16 protein-coding genes and 1 riboswitch are annotated in these 13994 nt (G+C 70.6%); of the genes, 8 read left to right on the forward strand and 8 right to left on the reverse strand.

Features of this window, described 5'->3' with window-relative positions; genetic code table 11:
- Positions 1 to 648: hypothetical protein (locus tag HY703_13760; protein ID MBI4546257.1), on the forward strand; the 648-nt coding region annotated here is incomplete at its 5' end.
- Here the strand turns inward: HY703_13760 and HY703_13765 are convergent.
- Complete coding sequence (locus tag HY703_13765) at positions 645 to 1415, reverse strand: Stp1/IreP family PP2C-type Ser/Thr phosphatase (protein MBI4546258.1); 771 nt, start codon at positions 1413 to 1415, stop codon at positions 645 to 647. The genes HY703_13760 and HY703_13765 overlap by 4 nt on opposite strands.
- Positions 1416 to 1487: 72 nt before the next feature.
- On the opposite strand from HY703_13765, the gene HY703_13770 reads away from it, so the two are divergent.
- From HY703_13770 to HY703_13790, 5 genes are all read left to right on the forward strand, one after another.
- Positions 1488 to 1682, forward strand: coding sequence for a hypothetical protein (locus tag HY703_13770; GenBank protein ID MBI4546259.1), 195 nt, complete (start codon positions 1488 to 1490; stop codon positions 1680 to 1682).
- 148 nt (positions 1683 to 1830) lie between these two features.
- A complete protein-coding gene (locus tag HY703_13775; protein ID MBI4546260.1) occupies positions 1831 to 2739 on the forward strand; it encodes an RNA polymerase sigma factor RpoD/SigA in 909 nt (302 codons plus the stop codon).
- Complete coding sequence (gene rsgA / locus HY703_13780) at positions 2739 to 3701, forward strand: ribosome small subunit-dependent GTPase A (protein MBI4546261.1); 963 nt, start codon at positions 2739 to 2741, stop codon at positions 3699 to 3701. The genes HY703_13775 and rsgA overlap by 1 nt, the downstream gene beginning before the upstream one ends.
- Before the next feature lie 139 nt (positions 3702 to 3840).
- Positions 3841 to 4779, forward strand: a complete 939-nt coding sequence (locus HY703_13785) for a DUF4382 domain-containing protein (GenBank protein MBI4546262.1) — start codon at positions 3841 to 3843, stop codon at positions 4777 to 4779.
- Between the two features lie 121 nt (positions 4780 to 4900).
- Positions 4901 to 5635: a diphthine--ammonia ligase gene (locus HY703_13790; protein MBI4546263.1), complete on the forward strand. Its 735-nt coding sequence runs from the start codon at positions 4901 to 4903 to the stop codon at positions 5633 to 5635.
- 133 nt (positions 5636 to 5768) lie between these two features.
- On the opposite strand, the gene HY703_13795 is transcribed toward HY703_13790, so the two are convergent.
- The 7 genes from HY703_13795 to HY703_13825 form a co-directional block, all read right to left on the reverse strand.
- On the reverse strand, positions 5769 to 7784 hold the full coding sequence (locus tag HY703_13795; GenBank protein ID MBI4546264.1) for a TonB-dependent receptor: 2016 nt from the start codon (positions 7782 to 7784) through the stop codon (positions 5769 to 5771).
- 65 nt (positions 7785 to 7849) lie between these two features.
- Complete coding sequence (locus HY703_13800) at positions 7850 to 8677, reverse strand: ABC transporter ATP-binding protein (GenBank protein ID MBI4546265.1); 828 nt, start codon at positions 8675 to 8677, stop codon at positions 7850 to 7852.
- Positions 8674 to 8847, reverse strand: coding sequence for a hypothetical protein (locus HY703_13805; GenBank protein MBI4546266.1), 174 nt, complete (start codon positions 8845 to 8847; stop codon positions 8674 to 8676). The genes HY703_13800 and HY703_13805 overlap by 4 nt, the downstream gene beginning before the upstream one ends.
- Positions 8844 to 9836, reverse strand: coding sequence for an iron ABC transporter permease (locus HY703_13810; protein MBI4546267.1), 993 nt, complete (start codon positions 9834 to 9836; stop codon positions 8844 to 8846). The genes HY703_13805 and HY703_13810 overlap by 4 nt, the downstream gene beginning before the upstream one ends.
- A complete protein-coding gene (locus HY703_13815) occupies positions 9833 to 10756 on the reverse strand; it encodes an ABC transporter substrate-binding protein (GenBank protein MBI4546268.1) in 924 nt (307 codons plus the stop codon). The genes HY703_13810 and HY703_13815 overlap by 4 nt, the downstream gene beginning before the upstream one ends.
- A gap of 121 nt (positions 10757 to 10877) precedes the next feature.
- Positions 10878 to 11019, reverse strand: a riboswitch (cobalamin riboswitch).
- Positions 11020 to 11218: 199 nt separating this feature from the next.
- Positions 11219 to 11383, reverse strand: coding sequence for a zinc ribbon domain-containing protein (locus HY703_13820; GenBank protein MBI4546269.1), 165 nt, complete (start codon positions 11381 to 11383; stop codon positions 11219 to 11221).
- 147 nt (positions 11384 to 11530) lie between these two features.
- Entirely contained in the window at positions 11531 to 12628 is a 1098-nt protein-coding gene (locus tag HY703_13825) for a hypothetical protein (protein ID MBI4546270.1), read from the reverse strand.
- 190 nt (positions 12629 to 12818) lie between these two features.
- On the opposite strand from HY703_13825, the gene HY703_13830 reads away from it, so the two are divergent.
- Complete coding sequence (locus tag HY703_13830) at positions 12819 to 13361, forward strand: flavin reductase family protein (GenBank protein MBI4546271.1); 543 nt, start codon at positions 12819 to 12821, stop codon at positions 13359 to 13361.
- Positions 13354 to 13994: M23 family metallopeptidase (locus HY703_13835; protein MBI4546272.1), on the forward strand; the 641-nt coding region annotated here is incomplete at its 3' end. The genes HY703_13830 and HY703_13835, both read left to right, overlap by 8 nt.

Raw genomic sequence — 13994 nt, forward strand, 5'->3', positions numbered from 1 at the left:
ATTGTTGCGGATGCGCTGGGCGCGGGGCTGCTCGAGCCGGAAGAGCTGCTGGGACAGACCGACGAGGCGTTGCTGGTGCTGCTGGAAGGGCGGGCCGCTGCCCGGCCCTCCCCCGCCGCCGCCGACGCAGGGCCGGGGGACGCGGTGGGGGAGGCGGTCGCCGCGCCGGGGGTGCCGGTCGGGGGCGCGGCGGAGCGGGTGGGGCGGTGGGTAGCAGCGCTGCGGGCGCGCAGGCTGCCGAAGCGGGCGGCAGAGCTGGTAGCGGCGGAGCTGGGGGCGCGCCGCATCGGTGAGTGGCTGGTGACGGACTCCGCGCTCAAGCGGCGCGTGGAGGAGCGGCTGGCCCAGGAGCTGGGGCTCGGACCGGGCGCGGTGCTGCTGGATTATCCAGAGAAACGTGCGATGTTCGGGCTGGACCTGCTGGTCGAGCGACGAACCGGCGAGGTGCTGCGGCTGGGGCCGGGTGGCCGGGCGGGACTGATTGGCCTGCCTCGCATGGCGGACGAGCTTTACGACACTGCGCGCGTGCTGCGGCTGTTCACCTTCGCTGGACGTCGCGAGGTCGAGCCGGCCACGCTCGCGCGATTGGCTGTGCTGCCCACCCAGCAACTGGAGCAGCGGCTGCAGGATCCCACGCCCCTGCTCTAACCTGAATCCGCCGTCACGCGGATGAGCAGGACGGTGACGTTGTCCGGCCCACCGCGCAGGTTAGCTTCGTCCACGAGCTGCCGCGCGCGTTCCTCGAGCGGCCGATCTCGCTCGAGGAAGGGGAGCAGTTCCCGATCCTCGATCATGCCCGTCAGGCCATCGGAGCACAGCAGGAAGAGGTCGCCGGGGGCGATGTCGATTCGAAGCTGATCCACCTCGACTTCCGGCTCGATTCCCAGCGCGCGGGTCAGGAGGCTGGAGTAGGGGTGGCGTCGCGCCTGGGCTGGCGTCAGGATGCCCGCCTGCACCTGTTCCTGCACCCAGGTGTGGTCACTGGTGAGCTGCGTCAGTTTGGATGGCCGGGCATCCCCCAGCCGCAGGAAGCGGTAGGCGCGCGAGTCGCCCACGTGTGCGATCAGGGCGTGGGGCTCGGCCGGCAGCAACGCCAGCGCGGTCAGGGTCGTGCCCATGCCCGCCTTCTCGGACTCTGCGGCCGCGCGTGACAGGATCTCGCGGTTCGCGGCCTGGACGCCGCCCAGCAGCGCGCGCTGTGCGGCTTCTGCCGATCTGGCCGGTCCCGCCGCCGTCTCAAGCCACTCCCGCTCGAGCGCCTCGACGGCCATGCCGCTGGCCACCTCACCCGCGGCGTGGCCGCCCATTCCGTCGGCCACGGCAAAGAGGCCGACTTCCGGCCGGAGCAGGTACGCGTCCTCGTTGCCGGGCCGCCGGCGGCCCGTGTCGGTAACAGCTGCGGCATTCCAGTGCATGGCGGAAGGCTAGGCGTGGCTGCGGCGTGCAGCAAGGTGCGGCACGCCGATTGCCCACCGGTAGCCCGAGCCATGCTGCGGAAACCGCTGATCCTCGGGTGGGTGCTGCTGGCAGGGGGAGCCGGCTGCCGGCGGGGTAGCCCTGAGGCGGAATCCATGTCGGCGCCGGCACCGCCGCCGGCGGCGGAGATCGCGCCGGTGCAGGAATCCATGCCGCCCGAGGACAAGCTGTGGCGGCTCGAGCACGAAGGCCGGGAACTCGATTAACGGCGCGGTGTTAAATGGGCGGCGAAAGCTGCAGACGGTACGGGCGCACACGGACCTATGGTTGGCAGACTCTTTGTATCCCGCGCTGGGCGCGGGACACGGCGGTGGAGAACCGGGGGCTGTCGGGTCGAGTGGAGCAGACGGATTGATGGCAACTGGGGCAGAGACTCGGAAGCGGCGCCGGCGTCGTTCGGCCCGGCCGTTGCTGGACGATTTCCAGCCGTCCAGGGAGGAGACGACTGCCCTCGATCAGTACCTGCGGGACGTCAGCCGCCACCAACTGATCACGCCGGAGCAGGAGATCGAGCTGGGTCACCGCGCCCGCGCCGGGGATGAGGATGCGGTGCAGAAGCTGGTGCGCGCGAACCTGCGCTTCGTGATCAGTGTGGCAAAAAAGTATCAGAACCGCGGCGTCTCGCTCATCGACCTGATCCAGGAGGGGAACGTCGGGCTGGTGACCGCGGCCCGCAAGTTCGACCCGGACCAGGGCGTCAAGTTCATTTCCTACGCCGTCTGGTGGATCCGTCAGGCGATCCTCTCCTCGCTGGCCAACCAGGGGCGGGCGGTCCGCGTGCCGCTGAACCGGGCGAGTGACCTGGCCCGCATCTTTCGCGAGCGGGAGCGGCTCAAGCAGGAATTGCGGCGGGACCCCAGCACCGAGGAGGTCGCGGAGGCAGCCAGGCTGACGCCGGAAGTGGTCGAGCAGCTCCAGACGCTGAACGCGGCCGAGATCCGGCTGGATGCACCGATTGGCGACACGGACGACAGCAAGCTGGTCGAGCGCTTCATTGTCGAAGAGGCGCACGAGCCCGAGGAGGCGGTCGAGGAGCGGCTGCTGGCCGAGCAGATCGAGCGGGCGCTGGACCTGCTTACGCCCCGCGACGCGCGGGTGGTGCGCCTGTACTTCGGGCTGGAGGGCGGGCATGAGCACACCCTCGAGGAGATCGGCAACATGCTGGGCGTCACGCGGGAGCGCGTGAGACAGTTGCGCGACCGCGCGCTGAAGCGGCTCCGCGAAGGGGAGTTGGGCCCCGCGCTCGAGAGCTTTGCCGCCTGATGACGCGCCGGCACGGCGGTGGGCGCGAACGCGCGCGCAACCACCGGGGCTGGCAATGGGGTAGGGTGCGGCGGGCCGGCGGCGGCGTCTACGAGGTCGAGCTGGAAGATGGCGGCGTGGCCGCAGCCGCGCTGCGCGGGCGGCTCAAGCTCGAGCAGCGCACCGGCGACCGGGTCGTAGCCGGCGACCGGGTAGCGGTCGAACGCCACCCGGACGGCAGTTTCACCATCGAACAGGTCGCGGAGCGATGCAGTGAGCTCGCCCGCCGCGCCCCAGGCAAAGGGGCGAGGCGGGCGAAAATCGTTGCCGCCAACATCGATCAGGTGGTGGTGGTCCTGGCCGCCGCCAAGCCGGAGCCGAAGCTGCGCATGCTCGATCGGTTCCTGGTGCTCGCCGAGTCGAGCGGCCTTCCCTCAGTCATTGTCCTGAACAAGACTGACCTCCTCCCGGCCGCCGCCGCGCGAGCCCTGCTCGAGGACTACGAGGGCGCGGGCTACCGCGTCCTCTACACGAGCGTCGTCGAGCGGCGCGGGCTGGACGCACTGCACGAAAACTTGTGTGGCCAGACCAGTGTATTGGCCGGTCCGTCCGGCGCGGGGAAATCCAGCCTGCTCAACGCGATCGAGCCGGGGCTGCGGCTGCGCACCGCCGAGGTGAGCGCCGCAGTGCACAAGGGCCGGCACACCACGGTAAGTGCCGAGCTGCTCCCACTGGGCTGCGGCGGCTACGTTGCCGACACGCCAGGCCTGCGCGAGCTGGGGCTCTGGGGCGTGCCCACCGCCGAGCTGGACCATTTCTTCCCCGAGTTCCGCGCCTACCTGGGCGAGTGCCGCTTCGGCGGCTCCTGCACCCATATCCACGAGCCGCGTTGCGCCCTGCGCGAAGCCGTCCAGGCCGGCCGCGTCTCCGCTGCCCGCTACCAGAGTTATCGGCGGCTGCGTACGGAAGAAGCCGGCGGGTGAGGGGGTAATTGTGACGCGTCGCGGCGTTCCCTCGTCTAAGAGAGGGCGCGCCGATTCGCGCGACCCTGGAGTGGGCGGCACAAGAGTTGACTGACGCCCCGCCCACCCGAGTGTGAATCCACCTCAGCGGAGGTTCAGTATGACGCGTCGGGTTGCGGAGTACGCCGTGCTTGCCCTAGCCCTCTCTCTCCCCCTGGCGGCGTGCGATGACGGAGACAATATGGGCGCCCAGACCGGGAGGATGTCCATTCTCCTGACGGACGCACCCGGCGACGTCAAGGCGGCGGTGGTCACGATTGCCGGGATCTACCTGCAGGGCCAGGGCAGTGATACTGGGCGCATCTTCCTGACGCAGACGGAGACGACCACCAACCTGATCACCCTGGCCAATGACACCAGGACGCTGGTGGACGGGGCAACCATCTCCGCCGGCACCTATGCCCAGCTCCGCTTCATCCTCACGGGTGCGTTCCTCGAGGTCGAGAATGCGGACGGCAGCACGAGCATCTTCGCCTCTTCGCCCGGTTACAAGGGTCTGCCCGCGGGAGCCAAGGTCGAGGGCGAGCTGCAGATGCCGAGTCTGGCGCAGAGCGGGCTCAAGGTCATCCTGCCGGGCGGGTCGGTGCAGGTGACGGGTGAGCAGAAAATCCTGCTCGTGGACTTCGATGTGGCGCAGAGCTTCGGCAGGCAGGCGGGCCAGTCCCGCCGCTGGGTGATGAACCCGGTGCTCAAGGCCACGGAGCTGCAGGTGAGCGGCAGCGCCACGGCAACGCTCCGGCTGGGGGCCGGCGTCACACTCCCGAGCGTAGGCGGAAGCGCGGTCACCCTGGCCAACTTCAAGGCGCGGCTCACTAGCAGTGAGGGGAGCAGCGAGGCGCTGGCGTTGACGGACGCCAATGCGGACGGCGTTTTCGAGGCGACGTTCAAGTTCCTGTTCCCGGGGCAGTACACGCTCGAGTTCGTGGCGCCGGCAGGCGTATCGTTCACCACGAACCCGACGACGCCGACCTCGGTAACGGTTGCCTCGGCTGCCTCCGTGACTTCCGCGTTCACAGTGACGGCGGCCAGCGGATCCTGAGCAGACGCCCGCTTCGCGCATGCGTATACGCATGCGCACCCGCCGCGCTTCCCGCTCCCGCTCACACTCTTCAGCCGCTGCCCGCCGGGGCCAGCGAAAGATGGGGAGCGGGAGCGGCGCGGTGGATGACATTCTCGTGGGGCGGCTGCAGCAGGTTCCCGGGCGTGCTATACTGGCTCGCGTGATTTACGCAGTGAGCTGGAGCGGCGGGAAGGATTCGGCGCTGGCACTGGACCGGGCAGTGCGCGGTGGCCTGCGCGTGCAGCACCTTTTTAACATTTACGAGGGCTCGAGCGGCCGCGTCCGCTTCCACGGCGTGCGCCGCGAGTTGATCCGCGCGCAGGCCGATGCGCTGGGATTGGATCTGATCCAGGCGCACACGCATCCGGCGGACTTCGAGGCGGTTTTTGCCAGCGTGCTGGACGAGCTGGAAGCGTTGGAGGTAGACGGCGTCGTCTTCGGCAACATTCATCTGGCGGACATCCGGGCGTGGTACGAGGAGCGGACCACGGCACGCGGCTTCGAGCACCGGGAGCCGCTCTGGGAGGAGAACCCCGCCGCACTGCTGGACGAGGCGCTCGGCCGGGGCTACCGCGCGCGTGTGGTCAGCGTGAACCTCGAACTGGGCCGCGGCGAGTGGTTGGGCCGGGAGCTGGACGCCGCCCTGGCGGCGGAGCTCAAGGCGCTGCCGGACGTGGATCCTGCCGGCGAGCGCGGCGAATACCACACCTTCGTCTTCGACGGCCCGCTCTTCCGTGAGCCGCTGCAAGTAGCAGACGGCGAGGTCTTCGAGCGCGAGGGGCACCTGGTGCTGGATCTGCTGCCCGCACCGCCGCCCCCCGTAGAGCAGACGTAGCTTGAGCATCCCCGTCGTAGCCACCCGGCTGCGACTTGATTCACCCAGGTGTACGTGCACGTGCTTCTACTCGTGCACGCACACGTCCGTTGGACTGCGACAACTCTCGGTCTGAGGCGGAGCGTCGTTGGTGCTACAGTGTAGTGCCCAGGCGCGCGCCCAGGTACAGCGTGCGTCCGCGCGCAGGAAAGCCCCTGGCCTCCTGGTAGCTTTCGTCGAGCAGGTTCTCTAGCTGCAACGTGGCTGTCAGCTCTGGCGCCCGACCGCGGGCGCGCAGGATGCGGTAGTCCCCCGCCACGTCCAGCCGGAGGTAGGCGGGCAGCTCGACCCGCTCGACCGTGAAATCGGGGCGGAACTCGAGGTCGTCGCGGTCGCCGACGTACTGGGCGGTCAGGTTCAGCCTGCCATGCGCGGGACTGTGGTAGCCCAAGCCCAGCGTCAGCGTGTGAGCGGGGCGCCGGAGCAGGCGCCGTCCCCTGGCGTAGTATGCATTGCTGCCCGTATCGAACCCGGGGTCCTGCGTTTCCGTATCCAGGAAGGCATAGCCGAGCGCGCCGCTGAAGCCGTGGGGGCCGGTGACGTGCGCCTCGAGCTCGATTCCGGAAGCTGCGGCGCTCGCGACGTTGAAGTAGTTGGGATCGTCCGGGCGGGGTGGCTGGAACGTGTACTGGATCAAATCCCGGAACCGTTGCTGGAAGTAGACGGCGGCCAGCGAGACGCGCCCGCGCAGCAGCGGCTGCTCGACCCCCACTTCCCAGCTCCGTGACCGTTCTGGCCGGAGCCCGGGATTCCCCCGGTCGCCGTAGCCGCTGCCGAAACTCTCGAAAAACGTAGGCTCCTTGAAACCCGTGGCCGCGGCGGCGTGCAGCCGCGTCCCGCCCGCCCGCCGGAAGGCCGCGCCGGCCCGATAGGTGGCCAGGCTGCCGAACACTTCATTGGCCTCGAGGCGTGCGCCCAGATTCAGGAACGCGCCCCTCCAGCCACTGAGGAGCTGGGCGTAGAATCCACGGTTCAGCCGCTCGATGTCGGCCGAGACGCTGGACTCGCCCCAGGGCGCGCGCGACTCGCTCGAAGACCGCCCCCGCTGCCGCTCCAGCTCCGCGCCCGCGGTCAGCACGGTGCCGGGCGTCCAGTGGAAGTTGAGGCGGGCGTCCGCGCTGCGCCGGGCGAGGTCGCCCGTACCGTGGAACGAGCCGCGGGCGTCCGCCGCATCGTCCGGCTGATTGTCGTAGCTGTCCTCGACTTCGCGGGCGGCGAGCAGCAGGCGGGCCTCGAGGCGATCGCTCAGGAAGCGGCCCGCATCCAGGCTCAGCGAGAGCGCGTTCTGTAGCTGGAACTGGTTCCGGTCCACGACCTGGCCCGAGCCATCCGTGGGGAAATGGAACTCGCTCTCAACGTAGCGTAGGGCCAGGTCCGCGCCGCCCCGCTCGTCCGGGCGGGCATGCACGCGCGTGCTGAGCGTGGTGTTGCGGTACTCGTTGTTGAACGCGTAGGCGCCGTCGTTCGCGTAATGCGCCAGGGCGGCACTGTAGCCCATGTGTTCCGCGCCGCCGGAAAGCTCTGCCCGCCAGGCGAGCGAGGTTGTGCCCGCCGAGCGTGGGTCGACGCCGGCGCCCACGCGGTCCGCCAAGCCGCGACGCACTTCCAGGGTGCCCTGCGGCCGGCCGCGTCCCCGTCGCGTAAAGAGCTGAACGACCCCCGTAACCGCGTCCGAGCCATACAGCACGCTGGCCGGGCCGCGCACCACCTCGATGCGCTCGATGTTGTCCGTGGTGAGGTGGGCGAAGTCGAACGCGCCACCCGGCGCATTGGCCGGCACGCCGTCGATGAGCACCTGGACGTAATCGCTCTCGCCGCCGCGCAGGAAGAGCGACGTCGTCGCCCCAACGGCCCCCGTCTGCACCAGGGCCGCGCCCGTCACCCGCCGCAATGCTTCCACCACGTACTGGATGCCCAGGGCGCGCAGCTCTTCCCCGGTAATCACGGTGACGAAGGCGGCGGCCGCCGCCCGGGGCGTGGGCAGGCGAGTGGCGGTGACGACCAGCTCCTCGAGTTGGAACGTGTCGGCCCGCTCCTGCCCGGCGAGCGGTGCGGCGAAGATCGTGCCCAGCAGCCCGAAGCCGGCGAGGTAGGAAGGCATGGTCCTCATGGGTACCTCCTGTGTGGGTATGTGGCCGTTGATCAGCCGCGGAGTAGCGCCACGGCGACCTGCTGTCAGGCCTCAGGTGCGGCACGCGGACTCGCCGCCAGCGCCACGACCTGCGGCGCACCCTCGTCCCGGCCCGGCCCCGGGTGATGCGTCACCCGCACGGGCCAGTCGTAGATGCGCTCGAGCAGCCCCTCGCGCAGCACGGCGGCGGGCGGGCCCTGCGCAGCCGGCGCCCCGCGATCCAGCAGCAGTAGCTCGGCCGCATAACGGGAGGCCAGGTTGATGTTGTGTGTGGCCAGCAGCACCGCGACGCCCTCCCGCGCGGCCAGATCCGCCAGCAGTTCGAAGATCTCCATCTCGTGGCGGATATCGAGCGCGGCGGTCGGCTCGTCGAGCACCAGGGCGCGCGGCTGCTGCGCCAGTGCCCGGGCCATACGCGCCCGCTGGCGCTCGCCGCCCGAGAGCGTGGCCACGGGGCGGTCGGCCAGCTCGAGCACGTCGCAACGTTCCAGTGCCTGGGCGATGGCGAGCCGGTCTGGTGCACCCTCGGACCGGAAGGGGCCCAGGTGCGGATAGCGGCCCATGGCTACGAGCTCGCGCACCGTGATCGGGAAGACCAGCTCCTCGACCTGCGGCACAACGCCGATGCGTCGGGCCAGCTCGCGGCGCGCCCACTCCCCCACGGGCCGCCCCCAGAAGCGGGCCGCGCCCGACTCCGGCCGGAGCACGCCCAGCAGCACGCGCAGCAGCGTGGATTTCCCCGAGCCGTTGGGGCCCAGGATGGCCTGCACCGAACCGGGGGCCACACTCAAGCTGACGCCCGCCACCGCGGGCCGGGCTGCGCCGGCGTAGCGGAAGCGAAGATCGCGGGCGGCGAAAACGGGATCGGTCACGGGACGGCCTGGTGCTGGCGCACGCCTGCGAGCAACGGGCTGGGGTGCGGGCACGGGTACAGGTACGCGCTGGTGGCCGGCATGAGGATCTGGAGCATCAGCATCGGGATCGGGATCGGCAGCGGGAGCGGGCCCAGGCGCCGGATGCGGTAGGTAGCGCGACGTATCACGCATTCCTCCGTACCAGCAGCAGCGCGAAGACGGGTACGCCGACCAGCGCGGTCACGACGCCCACAGGCAGCTCGGCGGGGGCGGCAACGGTTCGGGCGGCAGTGTCCGCGAGCAGCAGGAACGCGGCGCCGGCGAGGATCGAGGCAGGCAGGAGTAAGCGGTGGTCGCTCCCCCACACGAGTCGGAGCGCGTGCGGCACAATGAGGCCCACGAAGCCGATCGCGCCGCACGCGGCCACGCTGGCGGCGACCAGGAGCGAGGCAACGAGGTAGGCGGCGAGCTTGACGCGCTCGACGCGCGCCCCCAGGTAGAGCGCGGTTTCCTCGCCCAGCGCCAGGAGGTTGAGCGGGCGCGCCAGCGCCAGCAGGACGAGCGCGGCCGGCGCGGCGTAGAGTGCCAGCACGGCGGTCGCCGTCCAGCTCGCCCCCGCCAGGCTTCCCATCATCCAGAAGACAGCCGAGCGGAAGCTCTCCGCCTCGACCATTGTGAGGAGGAGCAGGATCACGGCGTTCAGGAACGCGCCCACAATGACGCCGGCCAGGAGCAGCACCCGGGTATCGAGGGAGCGGCTCGCGCCCGCGGTGATGCGGAAGACGAGGATCGCGGCGAGGACGGCGCCGGCGAAGGCGGCGAGTGGCAGAGTCCAGGATGCGCGTGCGGCCCAGCCGAGCAGCAGGGCCGCTACAGCGCCCACGGCGGCCCCTCCCGCCACTCCCAGGATGTAGGGCTCGGCCAGGGGGTTGCGCAGCAGCGCCTGGAACACCGCGCCGCTCAGCGCCAGGCAGCCACCCACCAGCGCCGCCAGGACGGCGCGCGGCAGGCGGAGCTCGAGCACGATGGCCCGTGCCGTGGGCTCGCCACCGCCGGTCAGCGCGTCGAAAACGTCGCCCAGTGGGATGCCTGCGGCACCGGAGGCAATGCTGAGGAGCAGGACCGCGCAGGCGATCAGCGCGAGGAGCAGCAGGCGCAGCGCGGTGCGGGCGGTCACGGCGTCGCCTCCGCGGCAAAGCTCTCGGGGTGGAGGAGCCGCGCCAGGCGCCGGGCCGCCTCGGGGATCCCGGGCCCCCACCGGTTGAACACGTCGGGGTCCACGGGAAAGACGCGCCCCAACCGGACCGCCTGGAGCTGACGCCACCCGGGGGTACGCTTCAGCCGCCCGCCCACCTGCGGGCCCGCCTCGGCCAACGCCAGGACCACGGCATCGGGCTGGCGGCGGACCACCTCCTCGAGGCTCACTTGCGGCCAGCGCGCCACGGCGTCGCGGAAAACGTTCCGGCCGCCGGCCGCCTCGAGCAGTTCGTCCACGAACGTGCCGGGCCCGGCCACGAACAGCGGCTCGAGGCCGACGACGTAGAGAACCGAGGGCGCCGGCCGGCCGGCCACGGCGGCGCGCACGGTGTCGAGTGCCGCGTGGATCCGGCCCAGGACTTTCTCGCTTTCCGCGGCCAGCCCCAGCAACTGCCCCACCCCCCGCGTCGTGCGCGCCGCCTCCGCCAGTGTCTCCGTGCGCGCGGCGTAGACCGCGATGCCCAGATCCGCCAGCCGATCGATCACCGTGCGGGACTGCGCGTCCACCCAGCCTACCACCAGCTCCGGGCGCAGTGCCGCCAGAGATTCCAGATTGGGGGTGAGCCCTCCGCCCACCGTGGGCAGCGCGGCAAGCGCCGGCTGATCGTCGTAGTCCGTGCGGGCCACCAGCCGGTCGCCCGCGCCCAGCGCCAGGATCAGCTCGGTGACAGACGGAATCAGGCAGACGACGCGCCGGGCGGGGCGCTCGAGTCGGACCAGACGCCCCGCGTCGTCCCGGACCAGGATCGCGGCCGCAGACTCCGCTTTGCCGCCGCTCTCGGCACAGCCGGCAGGGAGCAGGAGGAACAGGGGAAACCAGAGGAGTCGAGCCGCGCGCAACAAAAATCCCGTCCTTTCCGGAGGGAAGGACGGGCAATGGAGGGCAGCGGACTAAACCGGCGCCGGCTCGCGTCCCGACCCCTTCCCTCGAAGGGCTTCTACTCGGGCGCGATCGGGGCCGGTCTCCTGACTCGAGGCAGCGCCGCTCGCCTTCCCAGGGCGCGTCGACGCCCCAGTGGCCATTGAGCGGGCCGGTCCGGACGGGAATAACTGCCCGGGCCTCTTACAGTGGCGGGGCCGCGCCGGCTTCACACCGGACTTCCGAGGCCCCGGTCGCAAGTTGTCGGGGCGCAAGGTAGAGGGCGGTCCACGGGTGCGCAAGAGGCGCGTGGGCTGCGTGGGCTGCGGGGATGCAGGGGATGCATCCGCGCCGGCTATTGCAGGCGGACGGCTGCACTTTGCCGCTAGAGCAGTGCCGTCGGGGCGCGCGCTCACACGGCGCAGGACAGGGGTCGCGAGGGTTCAGCTCTTCTTCGAGGTCTTGGCGAAGAAGGCGCTGAAGCGCTGCTCGACGCGCTCGTCGCCACATCTGGGGCAGCGGGGGTGCGCATCTTCGTGCTCGCGCATGCTTTCCACGTGGTCGAAATCAGAGTCGCAGTTCAGGCAGTGGTACTGGTAGACGGGCATGGCGGCTCCCTCCGCCGCGAGCGCGGCTCCTGGGGTGCTCCTTCGCCTGTTACGGAACGCCTGAATCTAGGACGGGGGTCGGGCGCGGTTCAAGCCCTCCTGAGCGCGCTGGTCTTCCTACTCGGCTTCGGCTCGCACTCGTCGCGATCATCGCGCCGTCCGTGGCGTGGAGGCCGTGTCGGTAGTGGCGGCTGCGGTACGGGGGCAGCGCTGGTGGAGGAGGTGGCGCCAGGCGCCGGCGGAGTAGCCCACGGCCTCGAACCAGCTATGGGTGGTGCCATACACTTCGAGCAGCAGCTCGATACTTCCGTCGCGATCCCAATCCAGGTAATCGATGACGCGCGGCGCCGCTTTGCCGTCGCGGGCGTAGTCGTGGAACATTACGTAGGCGGTGTCGTAGCCGATCTGTTCCCGGGGCAGGGCGACGAAGAAGAGGGAAGCGCCTGCGTCATCCAGGCCGGGGCCGAGGCTGTCGCCTACCAGGAAGGTGGCGCTGAGGCCCGGGTCACGGACGCCGGCCAGGGGGAGGGGAAGGATTTGCGCGGTAGCCCGCGCCCAGTTTCCCGGCAGCGGCGCACCGCGGGCCCGGAACAGGCGCTCCGCCATGATGGGGGCGAGGAGCAGCATGCGCCGATCCGGCTGGAGCGGGGGCGCTGCTCGTTGCGGCTCGGGTGCGTGCTGCTTGGCCAGCGCCAGGAATCCCTGCGCGGCGTCCTGCCCGGGCACCAGCTCGAGGACGCCCGATGCACTGGGCAGGCGGGGGCAGGCGCCGGCTGGGGGCAGCGCCGCGGAGCGGGCGATGAAGGTGCCCGCCCGCTGCCCCCGCCGGTACATGGCGAACTCGCTGCCCTCGCGCAGGTGCTCGGCAATCAAGCGGGTGTTGTAGACGTCCCAATCGGTTGTCGCCTGCAGGGGGCGGAGCGAGTCTCCCGCGATCTCCGCCACTGGCACGAGCGTGCTCTGTGCATCAGAGGGCCGGACATAGTACAGGACAGGTCCCTGCGGCAGGCGCTCGCCCGGCTCCGTGCCGGGTTGCCGGGTGGGGGAGTGGCTGGGCGGCGGTACGATCGACACGTCGATGCCGCCCCACTCTATGTTGTCGCATGCCGCGGTCCAGGTTACAATCCCGGCTCCGATCAGGGGACGCAGCACGCCTGCCCTGAAGCGCGGCGTGCGCGGTGCGCGCGCTGCGGCTCGCGCCGCGCGCCCGAACTCCGGGTCCTGATGCTGCGAGGCGTGGCTCATGTCCGGCGCTGGCGGATCGGTGGCCGAATGCGACCATACTTGCGACTTGGACCACTAAGGTAAAGGGGCGGTTCAGATCCCCGCAACCGAAGGGGTCGAGCTCGAGTACTGCGAATGCCCCCGCGTTGGCGAGTCAAACCCTGTGGTCCCGCAGCGTGTAGGGAGCTGAAAGCCGTTCCCGCCGTCCAGCCTGCGAGGCCACGATGCCCATCGACACACCTCCGACTTCCGGCGCGTTCTCGGCCACTGGGTCACCGGCGTAGCCGTTATCACGGCGCAGCGGCCGGGCGGCGGGGAGCCGTGCGGCCTCACGGCCAACACGCTCACTTCGGTCTCGCTTCAGCCGCCGCTGGTCCTGGTCTGCGTCGAGAGCGGCGCGGACTCCCACGGCTGCATCCAGCAGGCCGGCAGCTTCGCGGTCAACGTCCTCGCGGCGGATCAGGAACGGCTAGCCCGGCGCTTTGCCGCCTGGGACCTCGAGCGGAAGTACCAGGGCGTGGCGTATCACCCTGCCGTAACCGGTGCGCCGATCCTGGATGACGCCCTGGCCTGGGTGGACTGCCGCGTCTGGGCCACGTACCCGGCCGGCGGCCGCGCTTTCGGGGCTCTGCCATCCCTGATCTGTAAGGTTTTGCCGCTGCCTGCCGATACTCTGGGCATCGGCGGCGCAACGCCGCACGAGCCCCGAAGGCGGGAGGCGTCCAATGTCGGGTGCTTCAGGCAGCATGGTTAAGCGCCGCCGCCGGGCGGCCCTGCTCTCGCTCCTGCTTGTCGGCGGCTGTGCGGCCGAGCCGATCGCGCCCGAGACATCGGGAGAGACGCCGGGCCCGGGCGCCGAGCGCTTCACCATCGTCCTGCCGATCCAGCTCGCGGACACGGGCCAGGCCATGTACGGATTGTGGCCGTTCGGCGTGCACGGCGGCGGCCACGCCTCGGATGGGCACCCGGGGTGGGATATCGAGTTCCGCGTGGGCAGGAAGGTCCGGGCGGCCGCCGCGGGCGTTGTGCAGTCGGTGTTGGCCGAGCCCGAGACGCCGGACCGGGTCACGATTCAGATCCAGCACAGCGTGGGCGGAAAGGCTTACCGAACCGTCTACACCAACTTGGTCTCCGTGGCAGCGGGTGTGGCGCCGGGGGCACCGATCGCGGAGGGGCAGGTGCTGGCCACGGCCGGCGCCCTGACGCTGCGGGTCGGCACCCGCACGGTGACGTTCGCCATGACCCATTTCCAGGTCGATGACTTCAGTCAGCGCGCGGGCTCGAGCAACGAGCACGCGATCAACCCCTACGCCGTGCTGCGCGAGGGTGCACGGCCGGTGCTGGATGCGATCTGGAGCCAGGCCGCATACAACCAGGAGTTGACGGA

Source organism: Gemmatimonadota bacterium, from assembly GCA_016209965.1.
In the GTDB taxonomy this organism is placed as follows: domain Bacteria; phylum Gemmatimonadota; class Gemmatimonadetes; order Longimicrobiales; family RSA9; genus JACQVE01.

Coding starts and splice junctions, on each gene's coding strand:
- HY703_13775 (MBI4546260.1), top strand. CDS start 1,831: ATGGCAACTGGGGCAGAGACTCGGAAGCGGCGCCGGCGTCGTTCGGCC.
- HY703_13770 (MBI4546259.1), top strand. CDS start 1,488: ATGCTGCGGAAACCGCTGATCCTCGGGTGGGTGCTGCTGGCAGGGGGA.
- HY703_13820 (MBI4546269.1), bottom strand. CDS start 11,383: ATGCCCGTCTACCAGTACCACTGCCTGAACTGCGACTCTGATTTCGAC.
- HY703_13795 (MBI4546264.1), bottom strand. CDS start 7,784: ATGAGGACCATGCCTTCCTACCTCGCCGGCTTCGGGCTGCTGGGCACG.
- rsgA (MBI4546261.1), top strand. CDS start 2,739: ATGACGCGCCGGCACGGCGGTGGGCGCGAACGCGCGCGCAACCACCGG.
- HY703_13765 (MBI4546258.1), bottom strand. CDS start 1,415: ATGCACTGGAATGCCGCAGCTGTTACCGACACGGGCCGCCGGCGGCCC.
- HY703_13825 (MBI4546270.1), bottom strand. CDS start 12,628: ATGAGCCACGCCTCGCAGCATCAGGACCCGGAGTTCGGGCGCGCGGCG.
- HY703_13785 (MBI4546262.1), top strand. CDS start 3,841: ATGACGCGTCGGGTTGCGGAGTACGCCGTGCTTGCCCTAGCCCTCTCT.